31 protein-coding genes, 1 tRNA gene and 1 riboswitch are annotated in these 26,262 nt (G+C 61.3%); of the genes, 12 read left to right on the top strand and 20 right to left on the bottom strand.

The genetic code is table 11. The annotated features are described in order from the left end of the window. Positions 1-118 precede the first annotated feature (118 nt). Both JYJ39_RS08390 and tcdA read left to right on the top strand, forming a co-directional pair. Positions 119-1,210 (top strand): HD-GYP domain-containing protein, encoded by a 1,092-nt coding sequence (locus tag JYJ39_RS08390; protein ID WP_205203574.1) that lies wholly within the window; start codon positions 119-121, stop codon positions 1,208-1,210. Then, positions 1,210-1,980, top strand: coding sequence for a tRNA cyclic N6-threonylcarbamoyladenosine(37) synthase TcdA (gene tcdA, locus JYJ39_RS08385; protein ID WP_205203572.1), 771 nt, complete (start codon positions 1,210-1,212; stop codon positions 1,978-1,980). Before JYJ39_RS08390 ends, tcdA begins: the two co-directional genes overlap by 1 nt. Before the next feature lie 25 nt (positions 1,981-2,005). On the opposite strand, the gene JYJ39_RS08380 is transcribed toward tcdA, so the two are convergent. From JYJ39_RS08380 to metK, 16 genes are all read right to left on the bottom strand, one after another. Continuing rightward, positions 2,006-2,953 (bottom strand): MBL fold metallo-hydrolase, encoded by a 948-nt coding sequence (locus JYJ39_RS08380; protein ID WP_205203570.1) that lies wholly within the window; start codon positions 2,951-2,953, stop codon positions 2,006-2,008. Positions 2,954-3,009: 56 nt separating this feature from the next. Then, complete coding sequence (locus tag JYJ39_RS08375) at positions 3,010-3,516, bottom strand: hypothetical protein (RefSeq protein WP_205203568.1); 507 nt, start codon at positions 3,514-3,516, stop codon at positions 3,010-3,012. A 127-nt stretch (positions 3,517-3,643) separates the two neighbouring features. Beyond that, the gene (gene panD / locus JYJ39_RS08370; RefSeq protein WP_275887965.1) at positions 3,644-4,015 is read right to left on the bottom strand and encodes an aspartate 1-decarboxylase; all 372 of its coding nucleotides are present in this window, start codon (positions 4,013-4,015) and stop codon (positions 3,644-3,646) included. A gap of 112 nt (positions 4,016-4,127) precedes the next feature. After that, positions 4,128-4,952 (bottom strand): pantoate--beta-alanine ligase, encoded by an 825-nt coding sequence (gene panC / locus JYJ39_RS08365; RefSeq protein WP_205203564.1) that lies wholly within the window; start codon positions 4,950-4,952, stop codon positions 4,128-4,130. 44 nt (positions 4,953-4,996) lie between these two features. Beyond that, positions 4,997-5,815, bottom strand: a complete 819-nt coding sequence (gene panB / locus JYJ39_RS08360) for a 3-methyl-2-oxobutanoate hydroxymethyltransferase (protein ID WP_205203563.1) — start codon at positions 5,813-5,815, stop codon at positions 4,997-4,999. Beyond that, complete coding sequence (locus tag JYJ39_RS08355; RefSeq protein ID WP_205203562.1) at positions 5,816-6,172, bottom strand: DMT family protein; 357 nt, start codon at positions 6,170-6,172, stop codon at positions 5,816-5,818. Next, entirely contained in the window at positions 6,169-6,645 is a 477-nt protein-coding gene (folK, locus tag JYJ39_RS08350) for a 2-amino-4-hydroxy-6-hydroxymethyldihydropteridine diphosphokinase (RefSeq protein ID WP_205203561.1), read from the bottom strand. The genes JYJ39_RS08355 and folK overlap by 4 nt, the downstream gene beginning before the upstream one ends. Beyond that, on the bottom strand, positions 6,642-7,979 hold the full coding sequence (gene pcnB, locus JYJ39_RS08345; protein WP_205203608.1) for a polynucleotide adenylyltransferase PcnB: 1,338 nt from the start codon (positions 7,977-7,979) through the stop codon (positions 6,642-6,644). Before pcnB ends, folK begins: the two co-directional genes overlap by 4 nt. Positions 7,980-8,010: 31 nt before the next feature. Continuing rightward, positions 8,011-8,673 (bottom strand): HAD family hydrolase, encoded by a 663-nt coding sequence (locus tag JYJ39_RS08340; protein WP_205203560.1) that lies wholly within the window; start codon positions 8,671-8,673, stop codon positions 8,011-8,013. Next, on the bottom strand, positions 8,670-9,323 hold the full coding sequence (locus tag JYJ39_RS08335; protein WP_205203559.1) for an HdaA/DnaA family protein: 654 nt from the start codon (positions 9,321-9,323) through the stop codon (positions 8,670-8,672). The genes JYJ39_RS08340 and JYJ39_RS08335 overlap by 4 nt, the downstream gene beginning before the upstream one ends. 97 nt (positions 9,324-9,420) lie before the next feature. Beyond that, positions 9,421-9,497 (bottom strand) — tRNA-Arg (locus JYJ39_RS08330). 132 nt (positions 9,498-9,629) lie between these two features. Next, positions 9,630-10,469: a methylenetetrahydrofolate reductase [NAD(P)H] gene (metF, locus tag JYJ39_RS08325; RefSeq protein WP_205203558.1), complete on the bottom strand. Its 840-nt coding sequence runs from the start codon at positions 10,467-10,469 to the stop codon at positions 9,630-9,632. Continuing rightward, entirely contained in the window at positions 10,466-11,305 is an 840-nt protein-coding gene (locus JYJ39_RS08320; RefSeq protein ID WP_205203556.1) for a TlyA family RNA methyltransferase, read from the bottom strand. Before JYJ39_RS08320 ends, metF begins: the two co-directional genes overlap by 4 nt. 30 nt (positions 11,306-11,335) lie before the next feature. Next, a complete protein-coding gene (gene ahcY / locus JYJ39_RS08315; RefSeq protein ID WP_205203554.1) occupies positions 11,336-12,736 on the bottom strand; it encodes an adenosylhomocysteinase in 1,401 nt (466 codons plus the stop codon). A 73-nt stretch (positions 12,737-12,809) separates the two neighbouring features. Continuing rightward, positions 12,810-12,874, bottom strand: a riboswitch (S-adenosyl-L-homocysteine riboswitch). Between the two features lie 20 nt (positions 12,875-12,894). Then, positions 12,895-14,100, bottom strand: coding sequence for an HD-GYP domain-containing protein (locus JYJ39_RS08310; RefSeq protein ID WP_205203552.1), 1,206 nt, complete (start codon positions 14,098-14,100; stop codon positions 12,895-12,897). Between the two features lie 104 nt (positions 14,101-14,204). Next, positions 14,205-15,368, bottom strand: a complete 1,164-nt coding sequence (metK, locus tag JYJ39_RS08305) for a methionine adenosyltransferase (RefSeq protein WP_205203550.1) — start codon at positions 15,366-15,368, stop codon at positions 14,205-14,207. A 171-nt stretch (positions 15,369-15,539) separates the two neighbouring features. Here metK and JYJ39_RS08300 point away from each other — a divergent pair, with 171 nt between their 5' ends. The 8 genes from JYJ39_RS08300 (at position 15,540) to JYJ39_RS08265 (ending at position 22,643) form a co-directional block, all read left to right on the top strand. Continuing rightward, positions 15,540-16,382, top strand: coding sequence for a lysophospholipid acyltransferase family protein (locus tag JYJ39_RS08300; RefSeq protein ID WP_205203548.1), 843 nt, complete (start codon positions 15,540-15,542; stop codon positions 16,380-16,382). 111 nt (positions 16,383-16,493) lie between these two features. Further along, on the top strand, positions 16,494-17,156 hold the full coding sequence (locus JYJ39_RS08295) for a DUF484 family protein (protein ID WP_205203546.1): 663 nt from the start codon (positions 16,494-16,496) through the stop codon (positions 17,154-17,156). 20 nt (positions 17,157-17,176) lie between these two features. Continuing rightward, a complete protein-coding gene (gene xerC, locus JYJ39_RS08290) occupies positions 17,177-18,064 on the top strand; it encodes a tyrosine recombinase XerC (RefSeq protein WP_205203607.1) in 888 nt (295 codons plus the stop codon). A gap of 92 nt (positions 18,065-18,156) precedes the next feature. After that, the gene (locus tag JYJ39_RS08285) at positions 18,157-18,309 is read left to right on the top strand and encodes a hypothetical protein (protein WP_205203545.1); all 153 of its coding nucleotides are present in this window, start codon (positions 18,157-18,159) and stop codon (positions 18,307-18,309) included. 201 nt (positions 18,310-18,510) lie between these two features. Continuing rightward, complete coding sequence (locus tag JYJ39_RS08280) at positions 18,511-19,749, top strand: STAS domain-containing protein (protein WP_205203544.1); 1,239 nt, start codon at positions 18,511-18,513, stop codon at positions 19,747-19,749. A 75-nt stretch (positions 19,750-19,824) separates the two neighbouring features. Continuing rightward, positions 19,825-20,361, top strand: a complete 537-nt coding sequence (gene hslV / locus JYJ39_RS08275; protein ID WP_205203543.1) for an ATP-dependent protease subunit HslV — start codon at positions 19,825-19,827, stop codon at positions 20,359-20,361. Next, positions 20,358-21,701 carry an ATP-dependent protease ATPase subunit HslU gene (hslU, locus tag JYJ39_RS08270; RefSeq protein ID WP_430622471.1) on the top strand — a complete coding sequence of 448 codons (1,344 nt, stop codon included), beginning with the start codon at positions 20,358-20,360 and terminating at the stop codon, positions 21,699-21,701. Before hslV ends, hslU begins: the two co-directional genes overlap by 4 nt. A gap of 54 nt (positions 21,702-21,755) precedes the next feature. After that, a complete protein-coding gene (locus JYJ39_RS08265) occupies positions 21,756-22,643 on the top strand; it encodes an AEC family transporter (RefSeq protein WP_240189599.1) in 888 nt (295 codons plus the stop codon). A 29-nt stretch (positions 22,644-22,672) separates the two neighbouring features. Here JYJ39_RS08265 and JYJ39_RS08260 read toward each other — a convergent pair whose 3' ends face one another. Continuing rightward, the gene (locus tag JYJ39_RS08260; protein WP_205203542.1) at positions 22,673-23,248 is read right to left on the bottom strand and encodes a tetratricopeptide repeat protein; all 576 of its coding nucleotides are present in this window, start codon (positions 23,246-23,248) and stop codon (positions 22,673-22,675) included. A gap of 246 nt (positions 23,249-23,494) precedes the next feature. On the opposite strand from JYJ39_RS08260, the gene JYJ39_RS08255 reads away from it, so the two are divergent. Beyond that, positions 23,495-24,028 carry a Crp/Fnr family transcriptional regulator gene (locus JYJ39_RS08255; protein ID WP_205203541.1) on the top strand — a complete coding sequence of 178 codons (534 nt, stop codon included), beginning with the start codon at positions 23,495-23,497 and terminating at the stop codon, positions 24,026-24,028. A gap of 52 nt (positions 24,029-24,080) precedes the next feature. Here the strand turns inward: JYJ39_RS08255 and JYJ39_RS08250 are convergent, their stop codons facing one another. Genes JYJ39_RS08250 through lptM form a run of 3 tightly spaced genes read right to left on the bottom strand, consistent with a single transcriptional unit; the run spans position 24,081 to position 25,888 of the window. Further along, entirely contained in the window at positions 24,081-24,449 is a 369-nt protein-coding gene (locus tag JYJ39_RS08250) for an RNA-binding S4 domain-containing protein (protein ID WP_205203540.1), read from the bottom strand. Between the two features lie 3 nt (positions 24,450-24,452). Next, positions 24,453-25,712 carry a diaminopimelate decarboxylase gene (gene lysA, locus JYJ39_RS08245; protein WP_205203539.1) on the bottom strand — a complete coding sequence of 420 codons (1,260 nt, stop codon included), beginning with the start codon at positions 25,710-25,712 and terminating at the stop codon, positions 24,453-24,455. After that, positions 25,709-25,888 carry an LPS translocon maturation chaperone LptM gene (gene lptM, locus JYJ39_RS14190; protein WP_430622470.1) on the bottom strand — a complete coding sequence of 60 codons (180 nt, stop codon included), beginning with the start codon at positions 25,886-25,888 and terminating at the stop codon, positions 25,709-25,711. Before lptM ends, lysA begins: the two co-directional genes overlap by 4 nt. Before the next feature lie 55 nt (positions 25,889-25,943). Here lptM and cyaY point away from each other — a divergent pair, with 55 nt between their 5' ends. Further along, positions 25,944-26,261 (top strand): iron donor protein CyaY, encoded by a 318-nt coding sequence (cyaY, locus tag JYJ39_RS08240; RefSeq protein ID WP_205203537.1) that lies wholly within the window; start codon positions 25,944-25,946, stop codon positions 26,259-26,261. Position 26,262: the final 1 nt, after the last annotated feature.

Genomic DNA, 26,262 nt, shown 5'->3' with positions numbered 1-26,262 from the left:
TATTGAGTGCACGGCGAGGCGGTTGCGGCGGTTTGCTTGTGGTACATCGCCGGCGCCGGAGGGGCTGCTCTTTGTTACACTGCAGCCATCGATCTGCACAGTGACGGGGGAGCCGATTATGCAGGAAAACATGACCAATGTCGGGCTTGACCTGGAGATGCTGCAGGAGTTTGCCGATGCCTTGTACGACCGCAGTCCTGCCATCGAACGCGATGTGGCGCGCTTGCGGCAGGGGGGTAACGAACGGGAACTGACCGCCGATCTGTTTCGTGCCATTCACAACATCAAGGGTGATGCAGCCTTGTGCAAGTTCGATCTGGGCGTGGCCATCGCGCATCCGGTCGAGTCCCTGATGTCACGCTTCCGCGATGGTGAAATTCCCTTCACCGACCTGCTGGCGGAAACCATCCTGCTGTCGATCGATCGGCTCGAACTTGCCACCGATGCCTTGCTGCATGGCCGTTCGACCGGCAATCTGCATCTGCCCACCCTGCTGGAGTATCTCGGTGGTCTGGCCAATGCTCCGGTTGATCAGCTGGACAGCCGTTGCGCCGAACTGGTGCAGGCGGTGACCGGTTTCAATCCCAGCGCCGGCGGGCTGCTGGCAGCGCCCGCGGGACGTGCGGCCAGTGGGCAGGCGCGGCTCAACGAGGATCTGGCCTTTTTCCGCTCATTGGCGCTGCAACTCGAAAGTCGTTCGCCACTATTCAAGGGGCGGACCATGCGCGTGCTGCGTCTGGCGCTGGAGACCAATAAGGTCGGCGGTAGCGTGGTTGACGTCCTGCAACTGGAGGCGGCGGTGTACCTGCACGATGTGGGCATGATGTTCCTGCCTGAAGCAGCCTGGTTGAAGGTCGGTCGCCTGACGGAGGACGACAAGAAGTTGCTGGATAGTCATCCCGGGCTGGCGGCTGGGCTGCTGCAGCGCATGCCGGGCTGGATGGCGGCTGCGGAAATGGTCGCGCAGCATCATGAAATGCCGGATGGACGCGGCTATCCGCAGCAGTTGCGGGGGGATGCGATTTGTCCGGGGGCGAAGATTCTTGCCATCATCGATGCTTTCGAGGCGGTGATGCTCAAGCACAGCGACCGTGGCAAGACCCGCTCGGTGTTGCGTGCGATTGCCGAGATCAATGCCTGCGACAAGCAGTTCGCTCCGGAGTGGATTGCGCCGTTCAATAGCGTGATTCGCAAGACCATCGAGGCGTGATGGCGGAAGCTCCTGATTTTTCGCGCCGCTTCGGCGGCGTGGCCCGACTCTATGGGGAAGCGGGGTTGCTGCGTCTGCAGGCAGCGCATGTGGCGGTGATCGGCCTTGGCGGTGTCGGCTCCTGGGCCGCCGAAGCCCTGGCGCGGACGGCCGTTGGCCGGTTGACGCTGATCGATCTGGACATGGTGGCGGAATCGAATACCAACCGCCAGTTACATGCTCTGGGCGATGTCTATGGGCAGGCCAAGGTGGCGGCGATGGCGACGCGCATCATGGGCATCAATCCTGCCTGCCAGGTCGCCTGCATCGAAGATTTCGTCACCCTCGACAACCTGTCTGAATTATTGACTCAAGATTTCGATGTGGTGATCGATGCCATCGATCAGGCGCGAGTGAAGGTGGCGATGATTGCGCATTGCCGCCGGCAGCGCTTGCCTGTCGTTGTCGCCGGTGCGGCAGGGGGGCAGCTGGACCCGACGCAGATTCGTCTGGCCGATCTCAGCCAGACCACGCAGGACCCGCTGCTGGCCAAGGTGCGTGCTTCATTGCGGCGCGAGCATGCTTTCCCCCGGCAGGGCAAGTTTGGCGTGGCGGCGGTGTATTCCACCGAACCTTTGCGCTATCCGGCCATGGACGGCAAGCGTTGCGACACTTCCGGCGCGGCGCCGCAGGGGCTGAACTGCGCCGGCTTCGGTTCGGCAGTGTGCGTGACTTCCGTGTTCGGCATGGTCGCTGCCAGCTGGGCGATCAACCGGATCGCCCTTGACTGAAAACAGAACCGGGGCGTTGCTGTGCTCAGGCCGCCTGCTGATCCAGCCAGACGCCGAGACCCTGGGCGTTGAGTTCGAGATCGGTGGCCCAGAGTTCAAGCACTTCGGCATCGGGCAGCGTGCAGCCGTGCCGGCGGACTTCGGCCAGCAGGTAGGCGCAGAGATCACGGTGGATGCGCTGGTGGCGTTCGCTGCCGGCCTGCTGGTGAGTGCGCGCCAGAGACACCGAAAAGTCCAGGTGGCGTAGTAATTCGGCAGCCTGCCGCTCTACTTCCGGTACTTGCCCGTAGTGGGTGAGGTACATTGCGCTCGGCTTGAAGCTGAGCAGGCGCTCGATGGACCGCCGCATTTCCTGCGGTTCGAACTGGCTGGGCGAGGTGGTCGGGAAAATGAACTGACGCCCATCGACATCCAGTTCGCGGTAGGACAGGCCAAACGTGTCGCCCGTAAAGATGGCACCGGCCGTCTGGTCGACGATACAGATGTGGTGACGGGCATGCCCCGGCGTATCGAGACAGAGCAGTTCGCGACTGCCGAGTGAAATGCGGGTGCCTTCGCCGGCTTCGATGATGCGTTCGGCCGGGATCGGCAGGATGTCGCCATAGACGCGGGCGACATATTCTTCGCCATAGACGGCGGTGACGCCGGCAACCAGCTTGGCCGGTTCGGCCATGTGCCGTGCGCCACGTGGATGCACCACCAGCCGGGCTTGCGGAAATTCGCGCATGAGATGCCCGGCGCCGCCGGCATGATCAAGGTGGATGTGTGTCAGGATGATGTAATCGACAGCGCTGGCATCGAGCCCCAGTTTCTGCAGGGCAAGGCGGGCGTTGGGGAGGGAATCCTTGCTGCCGGTATCGACGAAGGCGACACGCCCGTGGTCAACGATCAAGTGGATCGCCGCTAGAATCGGCCGCACATACCCTGCATCAAAGGCGTAAATTCCATTGCCGTAGTCGCGCCAGTCGAACATGCCTGCCCCCTTGGAAAAAGCCTGATTATAGGGGCAGCCGGAGTTTCCGGAAGAGGTCAGATGACTTGCAGCAGTTTGCCGCGCAGGGCCTCGGCTTCGCGGCGGCCTTCGCGTGAATTGACCAGGGTGTGGAACCACTCGTCGAACAGTTCGCGCAGATGCTCATGCGTTTGCGCTTCACTGATGCGCTGCAACAAGGAGCTTGCCCCCATGGTGCCGATGAAGGCGTTGAGGGTGTTGGTCATGAAATTGCGCGCTTGTTGCAGATGCGTCGGGTCCGGCGCAGGAGGGAGCGGGCGGAAGGCGGTGATCGAGGCGGCCGCTGCTGCAGGGGGCGGCGCGCTGGCAATGGCGGCACCATGAATCAGTTCAATGTACCCTTCTTCTTCCAGCCGGCCGAGGGTGATCTGCAGATCGTCAGCCGTCAGCATGCTCCGCAGATCTTCTACTGTGCGCTTGCCATCGATGAAAATCAGTACGCGGCGGATGCGCGGTGTCAGCCCGCCCGCCTTGGTGGTGATTTCCGCGTGGCCCTTGGCGGTTTTGGCAAATATTGCATCCATGCCTTGTCTCCATTGGTTTTGAATATTATTTAATGGATTTTACATAAAAAGAAAGGCCCGCCAACAGGCGGGCCTTTCTTTTTTAGGCAGGTAAAGCCGAACGACTACATGGGCTACGGCGCCGCGTTCAGGCGGCAGCCTGCACCGGAATCTTGTGACCGCGGCGGGCGATGCGGTTTTGCGAATCGACGTAGATCAGGTCGGGTTCGTGGCGGGCAAGTTCGACTTCGCTATAGCTGGCGAAGGTGGCGATGATCAGGATGTCACCCGGTGCAGCGCGGCGGGCGGCCGAGCCGTTGACCGAGATGACGCCCGAGCCACGTTCGGCACGGATGGCATAGGTGGTGAAGCGCTCGCCGTTATTCACGTTCCAGATGTCGATCTGTTCGTATTCCTTGATGTTGGCCGCTTCAAGCAGATCCTCGTCGATGGCGCAGGAGCCTTCGTAGTGCAGGTCGGCGTGAGTCGTGGTCACGCGATGCAACTTGGATTTCAACATGGTTCTCTGCATGGTTTGACTCATCCAGACGGTTGGGGGAAGCGCATTGTAACGGCAATCGACGTGCTGTCAACCGCTGATTCAAGTGCGGGAAATGGCCTTTCAGGCCGCGTCAAATCTCAATGTTGTCGATCAGGCGGGTGCCGCCCAGACGACTGGCGGCGAGAATCACCAGCGGGGTGTTCAGGCTGCGAGCCGGGGCCAGATCGGCCTGCTGGCGGATGGCGATGTAGTCGCTTTGCCAGCCGTGCGCTGCCAGTTCGTCGATGGCGTTACGTTCGAGGCGGGTGAAATCATCCTCGCCGGCGAGTAGGGCCGCGCGCATGTTCTGCAGGCAACGGTAGAGGCGCGGTGCTTCGGCACGTTCGGCGGCGCTCAGGTAACCGTTGCGCGAAGACAACGCCAGGCCGTCTTCGGCTCGCACGGTTTCGCCACCGATGATTTTGATCGGCAAGGCCATTTGGCGGGTCATGTTGCGCAGGATCATCAGCTGCTGGTAATCCTTTTTGCCGAACAGGGCAGCTTGCGGTTGCACACAGTTGAACAGCTTGCTGACCACTGTGGCAACGCCACGGAAATGCCCGGGGCGGAATTCGCCATCAAGCACGTTCTGAATGGCGGGAGGTTCGACAAAGTATTCCTGCGGCTCTGGGTAGAGATCCTGCTCGCTGGGGGCGAACAAGACATCGACGCCAGCGTTGGTCAGCTTGTCGCAATCGGCCTGGAAAGTGCGCGGGTAGGTATCGAAATCCTCGTTCGGGCCGAATTGCAGTCGATTGACAAAAATCGAGGCCACGACGGTATCGCCATGCGCGCGCGCCTGCTCCATCAGACTGATGTGCCCGGCGTGGAGATTGCCCATCGTCGGCACGAATACGATCTGCCGGCGTTGTGACAGTTCCTGGCGCAGTGTTGCAATATTCGAAATGACCTTCACGCTGATAACCTCGTTACTGTGGATTGCAATGCAGGACGCCGCCTTCAGGCGGCGTAGGTGTGTTCCGGCCCCGGGTAGTCGCCGCTTTTCACTGCGGCCACGGCTTGACAGGCGGCATCGTGCAGCGAACTCGCTCCGGCCATGAAATTCCTGACGAATTTGGCCTTCTTGCCGGGCGGGATATCGAAAGCATCATGTACCACCATGACCTGGCCAGAGCAGTCTTTGCCGGCGCCGATACCGATGGTGATGATGTCCAGTGCCGCCGTGACCTGTGCTGCCAGGGGGGCAGGAATGGCTTCCAGCACCAGCATGCTGGCCCCGGCGGCCTGCAGTGCCTTGGCGTCAGTGAGCAGGCGCTGGGCGGCCGCTGCTGTTTTCCCCTGCACCTTGTAGCCCCCCATGGCATGCACGGATTGCGGTGTCAGGCCGAGATGGCCGCAGACCGGAATGCCGCGCTCGACCAGAAAGCGCACCGTGTCGGCCATGTCGCCGCCGCCTTCCAGTTTTACCATCTGCGCGCCGGCTGCCAGCAGGGTCGCTGCATTGCGGAAGGCTTGCTCGGGTGATTCCTGATAGCTGCCAAACGGCATGTCGGCAACGATGAAGGGTTGGTTGCAGCCGCGCTTGACTGCCGCCGTGTGATAGGCAATGTCGGCAACAGTGACCGGCAGGGTGCTGTCGTGTCCCTGAATGACGTTGCCCAGCGAATCGCCGATAAGCAAGCATTCGACACCGGCGCCTTCGAGCAGCCGGGCGAAGCTGGCGTCATAGCAGGTGAACATGACGATCTTCTCGCCGGCAGCATGCAGCTTGCCGAGATCGGACTGGGTCAGGCGGCGAGTGGGAGTGTGAGCGGACATTTATGACCTGAAGACGAAATAGACGGCGCCTAGGATACACAGGGCCGCCCACAAGTAGTCAAGCTTGAGCGGCTGCTGCATGTAGAAGACGACGAAAGGCACGAAAATCGCCAGGGTGATGACTTCCTGCAGGATTTTCAGCTGTGCCAGCGATAGTTCAGCATGGCCGATACGGTTGGCCGGGACCTGCAGCATGTATTCAAATAGGGCGATGCCCCAGGAAACGAGCGCAGCGATCCACCAGGGCTTGTCGTTGAGGTGCTTGAGATGGGCGTACCAGGCGAACGTCATGAAGACATTGGCAATCGATAGCAGAATCACTGTCTGCCACAGTACGGGAAGGCCAAACAGACTCATAGGCGGGCAATACGTTGGTTGGCGACGGCGGGCAGCCAGGCGGTGAGGCTGCCACGGCCGGGAATGCTCAGGTCGGGAGCGATTTCAGCCAGCGGCTGCAGCACGAATGCGCGCAAATGCAGGCGCGGATGTGGCACGCAAAGCTGCGGGCTGGTGATTTCCTGGGTATCGTAGAGCAGCAGGTCAAGATCCAGCGTGCGTGGGCCGTTGTGGATGTCACGGCGGCGGCCGAAGGCCTGTTCGATGGCCTGCAAGGCCTGGAGCAGGTCGTGTGGCATCAAGGTGGTGGACAGCGAGGCCGCGGCGTTGATGAAATCGGGTTGCGCGGCCAGGCCGATCGGAGCGGTACGATAGAGCGAGGAGCGGCGCAGCAGTGTGCTTGCCGGTAACTGCTCGAGGGCCGTAAAAGCGGCCGCCAGCGTTGCCACGGGGTCGCCCAGGTTGGCGCCGAGGGCAAGGTAGGCCAGACTCATGCGCTGGTGCCGGAGACCGAGTTGGAGGGTTTCTTGCGCCGCCGGCGCCGCTTTTTTTCATCGGCGGGAACAGGCAGCAGCATTTGGGCGCGGTCTTCGCCATCGACACTCTGGAAGCGAGTCCACCAATCAGCAATCTCGCTGGCGATTTCACCGGCCTGGGCACGCAAGAGCAGGAAATCGTAACCCGCCCGGAAGCGAGGCTGCTCGAGCAGGGCGTAGGGGCGCTTGCCGGCCCGTTGCTCGAAGCGCGGCTGCAATGACCAGATTTCCTTGATGTCGCCGGCAATGCGGCGGGTGATGGCGAGTTTTTCGCCCTGCACATCGAGTACCGTGTCCATCGCCTGAAAGAGCGCTGGAATCTTTGCTTCGCCGGCCTGCTGGAGTTTTTCCCAGTGCGCCAGGACTTCGTGCCAGAGCAGGGTGGCGAAGAGAAAGCTGGGCGAAGCGCCTTTGCCGCGTTGCACCCGGTCGTCGGTATTGGCCAGCGCCAGCATGACGAAGCGCTCGCCCATCGGCTGCTCGAGAATGACGTCAAGCAGCGGCAGCAGGCCGTGGTGCAGACCTTCATCGCGTAGTTGGGTGATGCATTTGACGGCGTGCCCGGAGGTGAGCAGCTTGAGCATTTCATCAAACAGTCGTGCCGCCGGGACGTTTTCCAGCAAGCTGGCCATTTCCCGGATGGGGCGGCGCGCTTCGGGGTCGATCGACAGGCCAAGCTTGGCGGCTAGCCGCACCGCGCGCAGCATGCGCACCGGATCCTCGCGGTAACGTGCCCGCGGTTCGCCGATCATGCGCAGCGTCTTTGCCTTGAGATCGCCGACACCATGGTGGTAGTCGATGACGTTTTCGCTTGCCGGGTCGTAATAGAGTGCGTTAGCGGTGAAGTCGCGGCGGGCGGCGTCTTCCTGCTGCGTGCCGAAGACATTGTCGTGCAGGACCCGGCCGTGTTCGTCCTTTTTCGTGTTGGCGTCAAGCTCGCCGCGAAAGGTGGTGACTTCGATCACTTCCTGCCCGAACATCGCGTGCACGATCTGGAAGCGGCGGCCGATGATGCGTGAGCGACGGATGCAGCGGCGCACCTCTTCCGGTGTGGCGTTGGTGGCGACGTCGTAATCCTTGGGTTCGGCGCCGAGTAGCAGGTCGCGTACCGCGCCACCCACGACGTAAGCCTGGAAACCTGCTTTGTGCAGGGCTTCGCAGGTGCGGCGGCTGGCGCTGGAGAGGCGGTCACGGGTAATGCCATGGCTGGCGACCGGAATGATGGCGGCTGCGCCGGCAGCGGGCTTTTTCTTGTTGCCGCGAAAGACGCGGGAGATGAGCTTGCGGATCACGAAGTCGGAGGTATCGGGAAAGAGGGCAATTTTACCGCAGGCTGATGATTTGCCAGCCCATTTGCTGGGCATGCTGGCGTAGCGTGTCGTCCGGGTCGACGGCGACCGGCTGGCTGACGCGCTGCAGGAGCGGCAGATCGTTGTGCGAATCGCTGTAGAAATAGCTGTGCGTGAAGCTGTCCCACCACAGTGCCTGACTTTCCAGCCAGTCTTCTAGGCGTGTGATTTTTCCCGCCTGGAAAGCCGGTGTGCCGCTGGCGCTGCCGGTGAATCGGCCGCTCTGGCGGTTGATGGCGGGGATGGAGGCGATTAGGTGGGGAACGCCCAACTCGCGTGCAATCGGCCCGGTCACGAAGCTGTTGGTGGCAGTGATAATGACGCACAGATCGTTGGCGTGCCGCTCCAATAGCGCCCGGGTGCCCGGCGCGATCATGGGGCGGATATGCTGGGCCATGAATTCGGCGTGCCAGGTGCTCAACTCAGCACGCGAATGGTGGCTGAGCGGGCCCATCTGGAAGGTCATGAAGGCCTCGATGTCCAGGGTGCCGGCCTTGTAATCGGCATAGAAAGCCGCGTTTTTCGCCGCCTGAAGTTCAGGGTCGACGATGCCCCGGGAAATGAGGAATTGCCCCCATTCAAAATCGGAATCGCCGGCCAGCAGGGTGTTGTCGAGGTCAAACAGCGCCAGATTCATGCAGATCTCTCCTGGATGAGTAGTTCGCGCAACAGCGGCACGGTGACGGCGCGGTGGTGTTCGAGGGTATAGCGGTCGAGTGCCACGATCAGGGAAGATAAGGCTCGCATGTCGCGCGGTGCATGGTGCAGCAGGTAAGTGAGTGCTTCCATCGGTATTTTCAGGGCGCGGCTTTCCGCCTGAGCGCTGAGGGCGGTCATCTTTTCGTTGTCCGATAGGGGCTGCAGCCGGTAAATCAGGCCGGAGCCGAGGCGGGTGCGCAGGTCTTCGCGCAGGGTGAGGGCGCTTGGCGGCTGGTGGGCGGCCGTCAGCAACTTGCCGCCACTGGCCTTGCAGTGGTTGAAACGGTTGAACAGAGCGATCTGCCCGGTCATGCTGAGGGATTCGATGTGATCAACCGCAGCGCGAGGGTGTTCGCCCAGCTGGTTCAGGTCGGGGTCGTGCAGGGCGTCGACATAGTGCCAGCCGCTGGCGCGCAGGAGGTGGCTGCAGCCGCTGCCGGGTAGGCCGTAGAGGCAGAACGAGGTCTCGTCGGCGGTGGTCAGCCAGAGCGTCAGCGCCGCCAGGGTCTCGCCATTGTCACGGCCGGCGACGAAGTTGTTCAGCGTCGGCGGATTGTCGGGAAGCAGATCAAGCAGGAGCTGGCGCATGGAGCGGTGAAGGAACGCAAAACATCGCGGGGCCAGTGGTCTGGCAAGCAAAACGGCTCGAATGCCATCGCTTCGAGCCGTCAGGGAATAAGCATTCTGGCCCGCCCGGCGCGATTCGAACGCACGACCCCTGCCTTCGGAGGGCAGTACTCTATCCAGCTGAGCTACGGGCGGAAGCCGCGGATTGTAACCTGTGGAAAGAGGACAGTCTATTTTTCAGGCGCAGGAAATGGTGTTTCCGCAAAAAATACAAGCCAGCGGCGGTGCTGCAAGCTGGCTTGCAATCCTCCGTCGGGGGCGGGAGGATCATGCCGTTTGGGGGAGGCCGAGGCGGCGGCAGATTTCGCAGGTCAGCGCCGACTGGTTCATGCTGTAGAAGTGCAGCCCCGGGGCGCCGCCCTTGAGCAGGCGTTCGCACAACTCGGTGACCAGGTCGAGGCCGAAGGCGCGGATCGAGTCGCTGTCGTCGCCAAAGCTCTCGAACTTCTTGCGCATCCAGCGCGGCAGGTCGGCGCCGCAGGCGTCCGAGAAGCGGGCCAGCTTGGTGAAGCCGACGATGGGCATGATGCCGGGCACGATGGGGATGTCGACGCCGAGCGCGCGTGCTTCGTCGACGAAGTGGAAGTAGGCGTCGGCGTTGTAGAAATACTGCGTGATCGCCGAGTTGGCGCCGGCCTTGACCTTGCGCGCGAAGGCGTCGAGGTCGTCCTTCGGGCTGCGTGCCTGCGGGTGCCATTCCGGGTAGGCGGCGACTTCGAGGCTGAAGTGGCTGCCGGTTTCGGCGCGGATGAATTCGACCAGTTCGTTGGCGTAGCGGAACTCGCCGGCCTCGGCCATGCCCGAGGGCAGGTCGCCGCGCAGGGCGACGATGCGACGGACGCCGGCGGACTTGAATTCGGCCAGGATTTCGCGGATCGATTCTCGCGTCGAGCCGATGCACGACAGGTGCGGCGCGGCGTCGAAGCCTTCGCTGGTGATCTCGCGAACGATGGCGAAGGTGCGCTCGCGGGTCGAGCCGCCGGCGCCGTAGGTGACCGAGAAGAACTCGGGTTTCAGCTTGGCCAGTTCGGCCCGGGTGGCGCGCAGCTTTTCCACGCCTTCGGGCGTCTGCGGCGGGAAGAATTCGATCGAGATATTGGTGTTCATTTTTTCAGCCAGATAAAGAATTCGCGGTTGCCGTCGCCGCCGGTGATGGGGCTGTCGAGCCAGGCTTTGGCGGTCAACCCGAGTTTTTTGGCAATTTCCAGGAAGCGCCCTTCGACCTCGCGGTACAGCGTCGGGTCGCGCACGATGCCGCCCTTGCCGATGTGGTGCGGGCCGACTTCGAACTGCGGTTTGATGAGCAGCAGCAAGTCACCGTCGGCGGCGAGCAGCGCCGGTAGTTGCGGCAGCACCAGGGTCATCGAGATGAACGAGACGTCGCCGACGATCAGGTCGAAACCGCCGGCCGGCATGGCGTCGCCGAGATCGACGGCGGTCAGCGTGCGGCAGTTGATGCCTTCGAGTGCAGTGACGCGGGCGTCGTTTTTCAGCTTGGCGTGCAGTTGACCGTGACCGACATCGACGCCGACCACTTGCCCGGCACCGGCCTGCAGCAGGCAGTCGGTGAAGCCGCCGGTGGATTGGCCGATGTCGAGGCAGATCCTGCCGGTGACAGCCAGACCGGTGTGCGCCAGGGCGCCGGCCAGTTTGAGGCCGCCGCGCGAGACGTAGCGGTCGCTTTCGTCTTCGACAACGGTGAGGTTGGCGTCGGCCGGCAGCTCCTGCGATGGTTTGGCGATTGCCTTGCCGTCGACGCGTACCCGGCCTTCGCCGATCACCCGCTGCGCCTGCGTGCGTGACGCCGCCAGTCCGCGCTGGACCAGCAGGGCGTCGGCGCGCAGCAGGCCGTGACGGTCGACCGGCGTTTTGACCGGTTTTTCGTCCGCTTTTGCCAGCTGAGGCCGACCGCCCTGGCGGGCATGGAAGGAGTTCATGCTCATCGGGGCGGCCTCGGTGGCAGCTACGGACGATCAGTAGCGGTAGTGGTCGGCCTTGTACGGGCCTTCCACCGGCACGCCGATGTAGTCGGCCTGTTGCTGCGTCAGCGTCGACAGCTGCACGTTGAGCGTCTTCAGCTGCAGGCGGGCGACCTTTTCGTCGAGGTGCTTGGGCAGCGTATAGACACCCACCGGGTAGTCGGCGGTTTTGGTGAACAGTTCGATCTGGGCGATGGTCTGGTTGGCGAACGACGAGGACATCACGTAGGACGGATGGCCAGTGCCGCAACCGAGGTTCACCAGGCGACCCTTGGCGAGCAGGATGATGCGCTTGCCGTCCGGGAAGATCACGTGGTCGACCTGCGGCTTGATCTCTTCCCACTGGTACTTTTCCAGCGAGGCGACGTCGATTTCGTTGTCGAAGTGGCCGATGTTGCAGACGATGGCATTGTTCTTCATCTTGACCATGTGGTCGTGCGTGATGACATGGAAGTTGCCGGTCGTGGTGACAAAGATGTCGGCCTTGTCGGCGGCGTATTCCATGGTGACGACGCGATAGCCTTCCATGGCGGCCTGCAGCGCGCAGATCGGGTCGATTTCGGTGACCCAGACTTGTGCCGACAGGGCGCGCATGGCTTGCGCCGAACCCTTGCCCACGTCGCCGTAGCCACAGATCACGGCGATCTTGCCGGCGACCATGACGTCGGTGGCGCGCTTGATGCCATCGACCAGCGATTCGCGGCAGCCGTAGAGGTTGTCGAACTTGGACTTGGTGACCGAGTCGTTGACGTTGATCGCCGGGAACTTGAGGTCGCCGCGCGCATGCATCTGGTACAGGCGATGGACGCCGGTGGTGGTTTCTTCGGTCACGCCCTTGATCTGGGCCAGGCGTACGGAATACCAGGTCGGATCGACGGCCAGCTTGGCCTTGATCGCGGCGAACAGGATGGTTTCTTCTTCCGAACCCGGCTTGGCCAGCACGGAAAGATCCTTCTCGGCCTTGGCGCCGAGGTGCAGCAGCAGCGTTGCGTCGCCGCCGTCGTCCAGGATCATGTTCGAGTAACCGCCGTCGGTCCATTCGAAAATGCGGTGGGTGTAGTCCCAGTAATCGACCAGGGTTTCGCCCTTGACGGCAAAGACCGGGATGCCGGCGGCGGCGATGGCGGCGGCGGCGTGATCCTGGGTCGAGAAGATGTTGCACGAGGCCCAGCGGACTTCGGCACCGAGCGCGGTCAGCGTCTCGATCAGCACGGCGGTCTGGATGGTCATGTGCAGCGAACCGGTGATGCGCGCGCCCTTGAGCGGCTGGGTCTTGGCGAATTCTTCGCGAATGGCCATCAGGCCCGGCATTTCGCCTTCGGCGATGCGGATTTCCTTGCGACCCCAGTCGGCAAGGTTGATGTCAGCAATGACGTAGTCTTGGGTGTTAGCCACAGTAAGCTCCTGAATAACTGTGACGGGGAGGGGCGGTGTTCAACTCACCGAACCCCCTGCGCCCGGCAGGGTTGGACAGTGAGCGCGGTTTTGAACCGAGCCTGAGAGACGGGGTCTCTTGCAGCGCTCCTCGGTAGGGGGCGGATTATAAACCGGCTTTATTGTGTTTCGGCGACCCAGAAACGATTGACGTCGGTGATGCCCCACTTTTCCGCGTCTTCGCGGGCAACGATTTTTTCCGCGCTTTTTGCCAGATCGACCACCTGCGGTGCGATATAGCTGCGTGATTTGGTCGAAAAAAACACTTTCAGGCGCGGTTTGAGCAGTGTCTGCGGATTCTGCTCAACAACGACGCCGAGTTTGCCTGATTCGAGGCGCACCAGGGAGCCGATGGGATAAATGCCCAGGCTTTTGACAAAGGCCTGAAATACGGTCGGATCGAAATGGCCCTTCCAGCTCGCCATGCGTTGCAGTGATTCGGCTGGGTCCCAGCCATCCTTGTAAGGACGATTGGATGTGATGGCGTCATAGACGTCGCAGACCGCGCCCATCTTGGCGAACAGGCTCATGGTGTCGCCCGTGAGATTCTTGGGGTAGCCCGTGCCATCGATCTTTTCGTGGTGGTGCAGGCAGACATCCTTGACTGCAGCACTGGCGCCGCTGCCTTCTTCGAGCAGGCGGTGTCCTTCGGCTGGATGGCTCTTGATGATGTCAAATTCGGCGTCGGTCAGGCGCCCGGGTTTGTTGAGGATCTCTGGCGGGATCATGGCTTTGCCCATGTCATGCAGCAGCCCGGCCATGCCGGCTTCGCGCACTTCCTCCTCGGACAGGCCCAGTTGCCGGGCCAGGGCGATCATCAGGGCGCACACTGCCACCGAATGCATGTAGGTGTAATCGTCGGCCGTTTTCAGGCGGGCAAGGCTGATCAGGGCGCCCGGGTTGCGGAGTACTGAATCGGAAATTTCTTCCACCAGAGGGGCGGCGGCTTCGGCTTCGATGGCCTTGCCCATGCGGACTTCCTGGAACATCGACAGGACGGCTTCCTTGCCTTTGCCGACGATGCGCCCGGCACGCTTGACCTCGTCAGCAAAGCTGGTTTTTTCCGGAGGGGGCGGCGCTTCTACCGGAATTTCAGCAGCAGTTTCGTAGGTGACTGCGGCTGATTCTGGCTGCGCAGGGACATCCAGGCCGAGATCAATATTGATCCACACCTCACGGATCACGCTGTTGCGGATCAGAGTGAGGTCTTTCGGGTCCTTCAGGACGAAACGGTTACGCCAGAAGGGATGATCAATCCATGCACCACAGAAGGCGTGGATGTGCATGCCAAGGCGTATTTCGGTAACGGGGATTTTCTTCAGCATATACCGTCAGGATATCATCAAGGCAGCCGCAGCTGCCTTGATGAATTTATAACAAGTGATTAATTTAGCATGTTCGTGCTGAAAAAAACCGATTTTGCAGTTCTTTACAGTCCTGAATCGTTTTTTAACAAAGCGGCGCGATCAGTATTTTCCCAGGTGAACTCCGGCTCGTCGCGACCGAAGTGGCCGTAGGCGGCAGTTTTCTGGTAAATCGGGCGCAGCAGGTCGAGCATGTTGACGATGCCCTTCGGGCGCAGGTCGAAATGCTTGCGGATCAAGGCCGTCAGGGTTTCGTTGCTGACTTTGCCGGTGCCATAGGTTTCAACCATGATCGAGGTCGGTTCAGCGACGCCAATGGCGTACGACACCTGCACCTGGCAGCGCGAGGCGAGACCGGCAGCGACGATGTTCTTGGCAACGTAACGGGTGGCATAGGCGGCGGAACGGTCGACCTTGGACGGGTCCTTGCCGGAGAAGGCGCCGCCACCGTGCGGCGCGGAGCCGCCATACGTATCAACGATGATCTTGCGCCCAGTCAGGCCGCAATCACCTTGCGGACCGCCGATGACGAAGCGGCCAGTGGGATTCACCAGGTACTTGATGTCGCCCTTGATCAGTTCCTTCGGTAGCACCGGCTTGATGATTTCTTCGATGGTCTGCTCGCGCAGCGCATCCAGGCTGATATCCGGCGAATGCTGGGTGGACAGCACCACGGTGTCGATGGCGAACGGCTTGCCGTCGACATAACGGATGGTGACCTGCGACTTGGCGTCCGGGCGCGCCCACGGCAGGCGGCCGTCCTTGCGCAGCATGGCCTGGCGCTCGACCAGACGGTGCGACAGGTAGATCGGTAGCGGCATCAGCGACGGCGTTTCGTCGCAGGCGTAGCCGAACATCAGGCCCTGGTCGCCGGCGCCCTGGCCGAGGTTGTCGTCATAAGCAGCATTGACGCCTTGGGCGATGTCCGGGCTCTGCTTGTCGTAGGCGACGAGCACGGCGCAGCCTTTGTAGTCGATGCCGTAGTCGGTGTTGTCGTAGCCGATCTGCTTGATCGTGTCGCGCGCCACCTGGATGTAGTCCACGTTGGCGTTGGTGGTGATTTCACCCGCCAGCACGACTAGGCCGGTGTTGCACAGGGTTTCGGCAGCGACGCGGGAATGCTTGTCCTGCGACAGGATGGCGTCGAGAATGGCGTCGGAAATCTGGTCGGCAACCTTGTCCGGGTGGCCTTCCGACACCGATTCGGAAGTGAAGAGGTAATCGCTCATCTAGCTTTGCTCCAGTGGTCCTTGTGTCCGGCGTAACCGGCTCCGGACCACGAGCGGGCGACGCTTTAGCGGTATTTACGGGCTCTCGCCCTCGCCCCGCAAGTTGTCTGATTAACTCGGCGATCCGATAATGATAGGCATTTTTTCACCCGACGCAACCCTGTGAATGCCATGGTTTTTATTTTTCGTATTCTCTCCCGCCTGCCCCTGCGTGCCGTGCACGCACTGGGCGCGTTGCTCGGGCGACTGATTTACCTGCTTTCACCGACATACCGGCGGCATGTGCGGGAAAACCTGGCGCAAGCAGGTATAGATCCTGCCCTGCGTGGGGCTGTGGCGGCGGAAAGCGGCAAGCAGATGCTGGAGCTTGCGCGTATCTGGCTGCGCCCGCTGGAAGAAGCCAATGCCCTGGTGGTGGAAGTGGTGGGGCGGGATTGTCTTGATGCGGCACTGGCAGAGGGGCGGGGCGTGCTGTTCCTGACGCCGCATCTGGGGTGTTTTGAAATCACGGCACAGTATCTTTCCTCCTTTGGCGATATCACCGTGCTCTACCGGCCGCCCAAGTCGGCAGCGGCGCAGGAGCTGATCCAGACCGGTCGCAAACGGGCGCGGCTGCATCTGGCGCCGGCCGATCTGTCCGGTGTGCGGGCGCTGATCAAGGCGCTGAAGAAAGGACAGATGGTGGGCATGCTGCCGGATCAGGCGCCCAAAACGGGGGAAGGGGTGTGGCTGGACTTCTTTGGTCGTCCGGCGTACACCATGACACTGGCGGCGCGGCTGAGTGAAACCGGCGCCACCACCCTGCTGACCTGGGGCGAGCGTTTGCCGCAGGGGCGCGGCTACCGCATTCACTTTCAACCGCTGACGCCGCCGTTGAGCGGTACGACGCAAGAACGCGCGCAGCAGATCAACCATGCGGTGGAAGCATTGGTGCGTCAGTGCCCGGCACAATATCTGTGGGGCTATAACCGCTACAAGCGTCCGCGTGGTGCAGAAGCGCCGCCGCAAAGCTGAGTCGTTCTCGAGAAACTGCTTTAGAAAATTGAGATAAATCCCTGTCTCTGCTATTCTTTTTTGCATTGAATGGCCGCGCTTTGTGCGCCTTTTCCAGAGAGGAACGAGAACATGTTTCCGGACGACATTGCCGATTATTTGAAGAACAACCCCAGCTTTTTTGAGCAATATGCTGACCTGATGGCGCAGATTTTTGTGCCGCACCCGCATGGTGGGCGGACGATTTCGCTGGTCGAGCGGCAGATGCTGACGTTGCGCGAGAAAAATCGAGCCAGCGAAAGCAAGCTTGCCGAACTGATTGCCTTTGGCGAGGAAAACGATCAGATCTCGGAAAAGGTGCACCGACTGGCGGTGGGCCTGATTGCCGCCGAAACTTTTCAGGCGGTGATCCATCTGCTGAATTTCCATCTGCGCGATGATTTTTCCGTGCCGCATGTGGCGTTGCGCCTGTGGCACAAGCCGGAAGAGGTTTCCGATCTGCCGGAATTTGCCGCTGTCAGTGAAGAGTTGCAGGTGTTTGCGGAAACACTGGCGCGCCCCTATTGTGGTTCCACTGCCGGTTTTGGTACGGCTTCCTGGTTTGGGGAAGCCGCGCCGCATATCCGTTCGCAAGCGCTGATCGCCTTGCGCAACGGGGGCGGCACCATCGGCCTGGTGGCGCTGGGAAGTGAAGAGGCGCAGCGGTTCTACGCTGACATGGGCACGCTCTACCTGGAGCGTATCGGTGAAATGGTTTCGGCGGCGCTGGCGCGGGTGACCAAGAGCGCGTTGTGAACGTGCGCGATGCGTCCGGCATGGCGACAGCCCTGGCCGCTTATCTCGACTTTCTGGCCGCTCAGCGGCGTCTTTCGCCGCACACCCTGAGCAATTACCGGCGCGACCTGCTCCGCCTCGAGCAGGTGCTGGCAGGTCGTGCGCTGGCGCAGGTGCAGGCGCAGGATATCCGCCGTTGTGTTGCCCAGTTGCACGGCGAAGGTTTGTCCGGCCGCACGCTGGGCCGTCTGTTGTCAGCCTGGCGGGGGTTTTTTGCCTGGCTGGGTGAGGCGGCCCTGATCAGTTGCAATCCCTGTCTCGGCATCAGGCCGCCAAAATCGCCCCGGCGCTTGCCGCGCGCTTTATCGGTGGATGAAAGCGCCGCCCTGCTGACGCCTGCCGAGGATGAGAACGAGGCTTTGGGCGCCCGCGATACCGCTATGTTTGAACTGTTTTATTCCTCGGGCTTGCGTCTTTCCGAGCTGGCCGGCCTGGACCTGGCTGCCGTGGAAGGGGTGCTCGTCGAGGGTGAGGTGCGGGTGCTCGGGAAACGCAACAAACTACGCCTGGTGCCAGTGGGGAGTCCGGCGCGCGCAGCGCTGGCGGCCTGGCTGAATTATCGGCCTCGGCTGGCTGCGCCAGAAGAAGAGGCGCTGTTCGTCAACCAGCAGGGAAGGCGCTTGGGCGTGCGCAGCATCCAGCGTCGTCTGGCCGAGCGAGGGCGCCGGCAGGGGCTGGCGCAGCACGTTCATCCGCATATGTTGCGACATTCGTTTGCTTCGCATGTGCTGCAGTCTTCCGGGGATCTGCGGGCGGTGCAGGAAATGCTGGGGCACGCCAGCATTGCGTCGACGCAGGTGTACACCCATCTTGACTTTCAGCATCTGGCCAGCGTCTATGATCGCGCGCATCCCCGGGCAAAGCGTTGAAATGGTGGGGAAAGTGCATGCAGGCCATTGACCCGGGCCGGGTGGGGCCGCATAATCTCCCTTTTGTTTTTTTCCGCATACCGGAGTTTTTCATGGCGATCAACCGCACCCGTCGTAACATCCTGGAGCGCCGCTGCGTTTCCAAAACCGTCAAGCGCCTGTTCAAAGGCGATGGCAAGACCAGTTTCAAGACCATGTATGCGGTCGAGTGCCATCAGCGCAACCGCAAGACGCTGGGCAACTAAGCAGTTCCGGCAAGCTGGCCGCAAGGCTTGCGTCAAGCTGGTGGGAGAAGTCCTCGTGTGCACTGCGCGAGGATTTTTTTTGCCCGTCGTTGTTGCAACCGGGTGATTATTGCGGACGTGTAAGATTCTGCAAACCTCTGGCAAATCGTTGCTAGAAGCGGCTGGGCATGCTAAAACTGACCTTCCCCACGCGGAGTCGTCATGGTTTTCTCTTTCTTCAAAAAACCGCCTCAGAAAATGCCGGAGCCGACCTCGGCTCGGCCGCGCATGCCCTTGCCGGAGATGAAGATCAAGCAGGATGAAGCGCCGGCGCCAGCAAAACTGAGCGAGCCTTTGCCTGACCTGGATTTCGTTACTGACAAATCGACCGTCCCGCCTGCGGCGAAAGCCCCGCTGGCTTTGAGCGCCATCGATGAATTCGAGGCTGAATTCACCGAATCGAGCGTCATGGCGATTGACATTGACCAGGATGTGCCGCCGCTGCAGGCTGATGTCGAGCAGGTGGTGGTCCTGTTTGCCAATGATCAGGATGCGGCTGCACGTAGCGTTCTGGAGAGTCTGCTGTCAGCGTACTCTGGCAGTGACGGCGTGCGGTTATGGCGTCTGTTGTTCGACTTGCTGCAGGTGCAGGGGGAGCAGGCGGCGTTCGAGCGGCGTAGTGTCGAATTTGCGCAGCAATTCGAAATGTCGCCGCCGGCCTGGCGGACCTATGAAACTCAGGCTCCGACCGCCACCGGGAGTGGGGCGCAGGTTTTTGTGCTGCAGGGCGTGTTAACCGATGAGCATCGCAGTACGTTGCAGCAACTGGGTGCGATGCTTGGCAAGGCGGGTGAGTTGCGGATAGATTGCAGCAAGCTCGCGGGCTGTGACGAACAGATTGCTGGCATGCTGGCCGATATGCTGATTGCCGCCCGTCGCCTTGGCAAGGTCAGCCACCTGGCAGGCGTCGAAGGCTTCATCAAACGTCTGGATGAGCGCTTGCAGGCGGGCGTTCGTGAGCGTGAATCGGCCTGGCGGTTGCTGCTGGAGCTGTTGCAGCGACAAGGTACGCAGGCGCATTTCGAAGAGCGCGCGGTCGATTACGCAGTGACCTTTGAGCGTTCGCCTCCTTCCTGGGAAGAATTGCCGGTGGTAGAGCAGTCGGAGGACACCGCTTCAGCAGTACCGCCTGATGAGGCCATTTATCTTGCGGGCCCTTTGCGCAACCAGCGGTTCAACGAATTGCAGGAGATCATCGAGCAACAGGCGCAGCCCGTCATTGATTTTTCCGCTGTGCCGCGTCTCGATTTTTATTCGGCCGGGCAACTGGTCAACCGCCTTGCGCCATTCAAGGCGAAGGGCAAGGATGTTGTCATTCGCAGCCCCAACCATCTGGTGGCCGAGTTGATGGCGGTGGTCGGGCTGAACAAGCATGCTCGCATCATCGTTCCCAAATCCTGAACGTGCTGCGGGCACGCTTCGGTGGCGTGCCCGCAGCGGTGCGCCACTTCACATTTCACCTGACGCGAAGAAATCATGGAGCAATATCACGGTACGACCATTCTCTCGGTTCGCCGCGGCCGTTCGGTCGCCATGGGCGGAGATGGTCAGGTTACGCTGGGTAACATCGTCATCAAGGGCACCGCAAAAAAAGTGCGGCGTCTTTATCAGGGTCGTATCCTGGCTGGTTTTGCCGGTGGTACGGCCGATGCATTTACCTTGTTCGAGCGGTTTGAAGCCAAGCTTGAGAAGCACCAGGGCAATCTGGTGCGCTCGGCAGTTGAACTGGCCAAGGACTGGCGGACCGATCGTGCCCTGCGCCGCCTTGAGGCGATGCTGTCGGTGGCTGATAGTGAGTCTTCACTGGTCATCACGGGTAACGGCGATGTGCTGGAGCCGGAATACGGGATCGTCGCCATTGGTTCCGGTGGTGCCTACGCCCAGAGCGCGGCGCGCGCGCTATTGGAAAACACCGACCTCAGCCCCCTTGAAATCGTGACCAAATCGCTGGAGATTGCCGGTGATTTGTGTATCTACACCAACCGCAATTTCACCCTGGAGACGCTGGAATGAGTGGTGCCACGATGACTCCGAAAGAAATCGTGTCCGAACTGGACAAGCACATCGTTGGCCAGGACAAGGCGAAGAAGGCCGTAGCCATCGCGCTCAGGAACCGCTGGCGGCGTAGCCAGGTGGCAGAGCCGCTGCGCCAGGAGATCACGCCAAAGAACATCCTGATGATCGGCCCTACCGGTGTCGGCAAAACGGAGATTGCCCGCCGTCTGGCACGACTGGCGGACGCCCCCTTCATCAAGGTCGAAGCAACCAAGTTCACCGAAGTGGGCTATGTCGGCCGCGATGTGGAAACGATCATTCGCGATCTCGTGGAAATGGCGGTGAAAAAACAGCGGGAACGGGCGATGCAGGCCAATCGTCACCGCGCCGAGGATGCCGCAGAAGAGCGGGTGCTGGATGCACTGCTGCCGCCGGCACGCAGTCCCGGTTTTTATGCCGACGATAGTGCTGCCAATGCCGATAACGCGACTCGTCAGAAATTCCGTAAAAAATTGCGTGAAGGTGAGCTGGACGATAAGGAAATCGATGTTGAAGTAAACATGCCGGGCATGCAGGCAGAAATTTTTGCGCCGCCGGGGATGGAAGAACTGACGCAGCAAATTCAGGGCATGTTCCAGAATCTGGGCAGTGGCAAGAAAAAGACCCGCAAGCTGAAAATCAAGGAAGCTTTCAAGTTGTTGACCGATGAGGAAGCCGCCAAACTGGTCAACGACGAGGAAATCAAGCTGGCTGCGGTGCGTGCGGTCGAGCAGAACGGCATCGTCTTTCTCGACGAAATCGACAAGGTGGCCAGCCGTGCCGATGTGCAGGGGGCTGATGTTTCCCGTCAGGGCGTTCAGCGCGACCTGCTGCCGCTGGTCGAGGGGACGACGGTGTCGACCAAGTACGGCATGATCCGTACCGATCACATTCTGTTCATCGCCTCCGGCGCCTTCCATCTCGCCAAGCCCTCCGATCTGATTCCAGAGCTGCAGGGTCGTTTTCCCATCCGGGTCGAACTCGAGTCGTTGTCTGTTGCCGATTTCGAGCGCATCCTGATCCAGACCGATGCCTGTCTGACCAAGCAGTACCAGGCGTTGCTGGCGACCGAAGGAGTGCAGGTCGATTTTGCCGCTGACGGCATTCGTCGTCTGGCCGAAATCGCCTACCAGGTGAATGAGAAGACCGAAAACATCGGTGCGCGGCGTCTGCATACGGTACTGGAAAGGCTGCTGGAGGAAGTTTCCTTCACCGCCGGTTGTGGCGGTGCGACGGAACTGGTGGTCAACGCCGCCTATGTGAATGACAAGCTGGGCGAGGTTGCCGCTGACGAGGATCTGTCGCGCTACGTGCTGTGATCTTGCTGCAGCCGAGTGTCATGCCTTTGCGGCATGCCAGGCGGGGTCCGCGACATGGCTGACGATAGCCTGACGCTGCGCCTGCTGGCGGTCCTCTTTCCTATTTTCGGGATTGTTGCTGCTGGTTATTTTTACGGTCGTCGGCACAAGCCGGAAATGGCGGTGGCCAACCGCTTGAACATGGATGTGTTCGTGCCCGCCCTGGTCTTTGCCGCCATGGCGGGCAAGTCCTTTGATCTGGCGGCCTATGCGCCGCTTGCCCTGGGCGCGTTCCTGCTGCTGGTGAGCTGTGGGCTGCTGGCCTGGCCATTTGCCCGCCTGTGCGGTGTGCCGGCAAAAACCCTGGTGCCGCCAATGCTATTCAACAATTCCGGCAACATCGGGCTGCCGCTGGCATTGCTGGCCTGGGGGGAGGCAGCAATGCCAGCGGCGGTGATCCTGTTCATGGTGGAAAACACCCTGCATTTCACTTTGGGTGCGCGCTGGCTTGACCCGCAGGCGCGCCTGCTTATGCTGTGGCGCATTCCCGTCGTGTTCGCCGCCATTGCTGGGTTGCTGGTGGCGACCTTGAAAATTACGCTGTGGGCGCCGCTCCTGATCGGCATCAAGATGCTGGGCGATATTTCCGTACCGCTGATGCTGTTTGCGCTCGGCGTGCGTATGACCGGCTTCACACTTAACGACTGGCAACTTGCGACCGCTAGTGCCGTGCTACGTCCGCTTGCTGGCATGGTGATCGCCTGGGGCATCATTCACCTGCTCGGTCTGGAGGGGCGAGATGCCGCGATGCTGCTGGTGTTTGGTGCGCTGCCGCCAGCGGTACTCAATTTCCTGTTCGCAGAGCGTTACCGGCAGGAGCCGCAGCGGGTGGCCTCGATCGTGCTGATCGGCAATCTGGCGGCGCTGTTCTTCCTGCCGCTGGCACTTGCCCTGGTGTTGTAGTTTTCTGCCGGAGCTGGGGGGCAATTTTTTTAGTGGCTACTTGCGGCGAGGTGTTCGGTATGGAAAGCCGGCTGTGGCTGGGCACGCTGCCGTAGTTCGGCGATGATTTGCGTACTGTTTTTTTGTGCCAGGAGCCGTTGCTCCTGCAGTTCACTCTGCTCGATCAACGCGAGTGCCTGCTGGCGCCAGGCCAGCATCTGCGGGCTGTTTGCGTGGTGAAAGTGGTGCTTCCGGTGCATGGTGAACCAGCGGTGTGCCTCTTCTGCATCGGCCTCTACGCCTTGGCCAAGCTGATACATCAGTCCGATCTGAATCTGGGAAACTTTGTCGCCCCGCTCTGCTGCCACGCGATACCAGCGCATCGCGGTGGCCAGGTCAAGGGCAACGCCATCGGCATGATGATGGATGAGGGCAAGGTTGTAGGCCGCATCCGTGTCGCCCTGGTCTGCCCAGCGCTCCCAGATGGCGATGGCCTGACGGGTTTCGCCCGTTCTGTGCAGTTGTGCCGCCAGGCGCAGATCAACGTCTACGGAGGCGGCTTGTGCCCCGAGTGTGGTGAGTGAGATCAGGACGATGGCACAGATGCGAATCAATAGGGGTGACATGGTTTTCCTCCGGGATGCAAACTGCGCCGGAATTCGCCGCAGTTGATCTAGGTGATAAATCGTGAAAGCTGCGGCATCGTAGTTGCGAATGACATTGCGTGGAATTAGGCAAATTGTCGCGCGACAATTTGCCGCACAGGGGGCATCGGTATTTTTTGTACTATCAGGAATGATGCATATAGAAGGTGGGCCAGGCGCTGGCCTATGGCCGTCAGGTCGTGTTTCAGGGTGGAATGAGTGCGGACGTTGAATTTCGGTGAAACGGTTTTCCGGGCGGGTGAAGCGGGGCCGGCGTGGCGCGTCCGGCGTGGTGCGGTGCGTCTTGATATGGTCGATGCGATGGGGCAGCGACGGTTTGCCAGTCTGGCCATCGGCGGAGACATTCTCGGGTGTGAGACGCTGTTGCTCGGGGCCTATACGTTTACCGCGTCGGCCTTGACGCAGTGCGAGCTGATCTCCTGGCCAGAGGCGGCGGGGACGCTTGCTCCCGCTGAGTCCATGCTGGCCTCCCTGGCGCAGGCCCACAGGCGTGCAGCGGACTTACTGACCTTGCGTGGCGGTCAGGCTGTCGAGCGTGTGCTGGGTCTGATCCGTCTGCTCGCAGAGCGGAGCGGGCGGCTGATCTTGCCGACTCGGCAGGATATTGCCGAGATTACCGACCTGCGTATCGAAACCATCTCACGCGTCATCAAGGATCTGGAGCGTAGTGGTGTTCTGCGCACTTTTCGGATCGACGGCGTACATGCGACGCGGAGCTACATCGTCAATCAATCGGGGTAAGCGTGCCGGATCAAGGTCGCAGCGGGCTGCTGCATGATCCCGACGGAAACGCCTAGCCCAGGTCGTCCAGCTGGCGGCGCTCCCGTTTAGTTGGGCGGCCATGCCGGTTGGCGGCGGGTTCGGCGCTGAACTTACGCAACATCTGTGCAGCTTCGCGCGCGGCAATGCTCTCGGCGCTTTCCGCGTACAGCAGCCGCGCTGTACTGGCCGGACCGCGCTGGTCGGAGAGGGCAAGCACGCTGATCTCCCAACGGTTATCGCCGTTGTGGATGGTCAGTCGGTCACCGACCCTGATCTCCCGCGCCGGTTTGCTGGCGGCGCCATTGAGCTTGACCTTGCCGCCGCTCACCGCATCGCAGGCAAGGCCGCGCGTCTTGAAGAAGCGCGCAGCCCAGAGCCATTTGTCGATACGGATGCCCATGCTTCAGGGCAACAGCTTTTCTCCGGCGTACAACTGCTCGACACTTTCCCGGGCACGGATCAGATGGACTTGCGTGCCATCGACCATGATTTCTGCCGCGCGCGGGCGGGTGTTGTAGTTGGATGCCATTGCCATGCCGTACGCGCCGGCCGACATGACGGCTAGCAAATCGCCCGGCTGCACCGTGAGCGGACGGGCCTGGCCGAGAAAGTCACCGGTCTCGCAGACGGGGCCGACGACGTCATAGTCCTGGGTGACGCCCGGGCGTGGTGTGACCGGTACGATGTCGTGCCAGGCTTCGTACAGCGCCGGGCGCATGAGGTCGTTCATGGCGGCATCGATGATGGCAAAGTTCTTTTCCTCGCCAGCTTTCAGGTATTCGATGCGGGTCAGCAGCAGGCCCGCGTTGCCGACCAGGCGCCGGCCAGGTTCAAGCACCACCTTGAGGCCGCGCCCCTTGAGTTTGTCGAGGAGTGGGTTGAGATACGCTGCCACCGTCGGCTGTACCTGATCGGCGCGGTACTTGATGCCCAGGCCGCCACCGAGGTCTACGTGGTGGATGCGGATGCCTTCAGCTGCCAGCTGGTCGACCAGGGCCAGGATGCGATCGAGGGCTTCGATGAAGGGCGAAGGGTCAAGCAATTGCGAACCGATGTGGCAATCGATACCGGTCACGGCGATGTTCGCCAAGCCGGCTGCGCGCCGGTAAAGCGCCAGTGCATCATCGTATGCCACGCCGAATTTGGCCGCTTTCAGGCCGGTCGAGATGTAGGGGTGGGTTTTGGGATCGACGTTGGGGTTGACCCGCAGGCTGACGGGAGCCTTCTTGCCCAGTTCGCCGGCAATGTCGTTGAGGCGGTCGAGCTCGGGGATGGATTCGATGTTGAAGCAGAAGATGCCTGCTTCCAGGGCCTGGCGCATTTCCTCTGCGGTCTTGCCGACGCCGGAAAACACGATCTTTTGCGGGTCGGCACCGGCGGCCAGGACGCGCTGAAGTTCACCGCCGGAGACAATGTCGAAACCGGCACCCTGGCGTGCGAACAGATTGAGGATGGCTAGATTGGAATTGGCTTTGACGGCGAAACAGACCAGTGCGCCCGCGCCTGCCGGATGCGCATTGAGTACGTCGTGAAATTCCTGCAGTGCCGCAGTGAGCGCGCTGCGTGAATAAACATAGGCCGGGGTGCCGAATTGTTCGGCAACGTGAGTCAAGGCGACGGATTCGGCATGCAATGTGCCGTTCTGCAGGGTGAAGGCAGTCATGGTTGGGTGTCTTTGCTGGCGGAGGAGGAAGGGGAAGCGGGCGTGCTACCATCGCCGCCCTGAATTGCCGGTTTGGCAGTGGTTGCCGCACTCGCTCTGTGGGGCAACTCGAGTGGGCCTTTCATGCCGCAGGCCGCGAGACCCAGGGCCAGTGAGAGGGTGACGAGACGGAGCATGGTACGGTAACGGCGGAGCCGCAGGGTAAAAAACGGGAAAGGATGGTAGCACAGCATGGATGAACGTGAATTCAACGATCTGAGCGAACAGATTTTTGCCCGGATCGAACGCAGTCTGGAAGCAAACCATGAGGCGCTCGACTGTGAACGCCTGGCGGGTGGAAATCTCGAAATCACCTGTCCGGACGATAGCGTGGTGATCATCAACCGGCACGCGGTTAATCGGGAAATCTGGGTGGCCGCGCGCGCGGGCGGTTTCCATTTTCGGTTGCAGGACGGCGTGTGGGTCGATACGCGCGACGGCGCCGAGCTGTTGCAGAAACTTGCCGCTCTGCTGACCCAGCAGAGCGGAGAAGTGGTGCGCCTGACCTGAC

Origin of the sequence: Azonexus hydrophilus, assembly GCF_905120355.1 — a bacterium.
Classification (GTDB): domain Bacteria; phylum Pseudomonadota; class Gammaproteobacteria; order Burkholderiales; family Rhodocyclaceae; genus Azonexus.
The sequence above is the reverse complement of the archived record's forward strand: the minus strand, read 5'-3'. Positions and strand labels throughout refer to the sequence as shown.

Excerpts from the sequence above, each read along its gene's own strand:
- JYJ39_RS08390 (WP_205203574.1), top strand. The coding sequence starts at position 119 with ATGCAGGAAAACATGACCAATGTCGGGCTTGACCTGGAGATGCTGCAG.
- tcdA (WP_205203572.1), top strand. The coding sequence starts at position 1,210 with ATGGCGGAAGCTCCTGATTTTTCGCGCCGCTTCGGCGGCGTGGCCCGA.
- JYJ39_RS08380 (WP_205203570.1), bottom strand. The coding sequence starts at position 2,953 with ATGTTCGACTGGCGCGACTACGGCAATGGAATTTACGCCTTTGATGCA.
- JYJ39_RS08375 (WP_205203568.1), bottom strand. The coding sequence starts at position 3,516 with ATGGATGCAATATTTGCCAAAACCGCCAAGGGCCACGCGGAAATCACC.
- panD (WP_275887965.1), bottom strand. The coding sequence starts at position 4,015 with ATGTTGAAATCCAAGTTGCATCGCGTGACCACGACTCACGCCGACCTG.
- panB (WP_205203563.1), bottom strand. The coding sequence starts at position 5,815 with ATGTCCGCTCACACTCCCACTCGCCGCCTGACCCAGTCCGATCTCGGC.
- JYJ39_RS08355 (WP_205203562.1), bottom strand. The coding sequence starts at position 6,172 with ATGAGTCTGTTTGGCCTTCCCGTACTGTGGCAGACAGTGATTCTGCTA.
- folK (WP_205203561.1), bottom strand. The coding sequence starts at position 6,645 with ATGAGTCTGGCCTACCTTGCCCTCGGCGCCAACCTGGGCGACCCCGTG.
- JYJ39_RS08340 (WP_205203560.1), bottom strand. The coding sequence starts at position 8,673 with ATGAATCTGGCGCTGTTTGACCTCGACAACACCCTGCTGGCCGGCGAT.
- JYJ39_RS08335 (WP_205203559.1), bottom strand. The coding sequence starts at position 9,323 with ATGCGCCAGCTCCTGCTTGATCTGCTTCCCGACAATCCGCCGACGCTG.
- metF (WP_205203558.1), bottom strand. The coding sequence starts at position 10,469 with ATGAACACCAATATCTCGATCGAATTCTTCCCGCCGCAGACGCCCGAA.
- JYJ39_RS08320 (WP_205203556.1), bottom strand. The coding sequence starts at position 11,305 with ATGAGCATGAACTCCTTCCATGCCCGCCAGGGCGGTCGGCCTCAGCTG.
- JYJ39_RS08310 (WP_205203552.1), bottom strand. The coding sequence starts at position 14,100 with ATGCTGAAGAAAATCCCCGTTACCGAAATACGCCTTGGCATGCACATC.
- metK (WP_205203550.1), bottom strand. The coding sequence starts at position 15,368 with ATGAGCGATTACCTCTTCACTTCCGAATCGGTGTCGGAAGGCCACCCG.
- JYJ39_RS08300 (WP_205203548.1), top strand. The coding sequence starts at position 15,540 with ATGGTTTTTATTTTTCGTATTCTCTCCCGCCTGCCCCTGCGTGCCGTG.
- JYJ39_RS08295 (WP_205203546.1), top strand. The coding sequence starts at position 16,494 with ATGTTTCCGGACGACATTGCCGATTATTTGAAGAACAACCCCAGCTTT.
- xerC (WP_205203607.1), top strand. The coding sequence starts at position 17,177 with ATGGCGACAGCCCTGGCCGCTTATCTCGACTTTCTGGCCGCTCAGCGG.
- JYJ39_RS08285 (WP_205203545.1), top strand. The coding sequence starts at position 18,157 with ATGGCGATCAACCGCACCCGTCGTAACATCCTGGAGCGCCGCTGCGTT.
- JYJ39_RS08280 (WP_205203544.1), top strand. The coding sequence starts at position 18,511 with ATGGTTTTCTCTTTCTTCAAAAAACCGCCTCAGAAAATGCCGGAGCCG.
- hslV (WP_205203543.1), top strand. The coding sequence starts at position 19,825 with ATGGAGCAATATCACGGTACGACCATTCTCTCGGTTCGCCGCGGCCGT.
- hslU (WP_430622471.1), top strand. The coding sequence starts at position 20,358 with ATGAGTGGTGCCACGATGACTCCGAAAGAAATCGTGTCCGAACTGGAC.
- JYJ39_RS08265 (WP_240189599.1), top strand. The coding sequence starts at position 21,756 with ATGGCTGACGATAGCCTGACGCTGCGCCTGCTGGCGGTCCTCTTTCCT.
- JYJ39_RS08260 (WP_205203542.1), bottom strand. The coding sequence starts at position 23,248 with ATGTCACCCCTATTGATTCGCATCTGTGCCATCGTCCTGATCTCACTC.
- JYJ39_RS08250 (WP_205203540.1), bottom strand. The coding sequence starts at position 24,449 with ATGGGCATCCGTATCGACAAATGGCTCTGGGCTGCGCGCTTCTTCAAG.
- lysA (WP_205203539.1), bottom strand. The coding sequence starts at position 25,712 with ATGACTGCCTTCACCCTGCAGAACGGCACATTGCATGCCGAATCCGTC.
- lptM (WP_430622470.1), bottom strand. The coding sequence starts at position 25,888 with ATGCTCCGTCTCGTCACCCTCTCACTGGCCCTGGGTCTCGCGGCCTGC.
- cyaY (WP_205203537.1), top strand. The coding sequence starts at position 25,944 with ATGGATGAACGTGAATTCAACGATCTGAGCGAACAGATTTTTGCCCGG.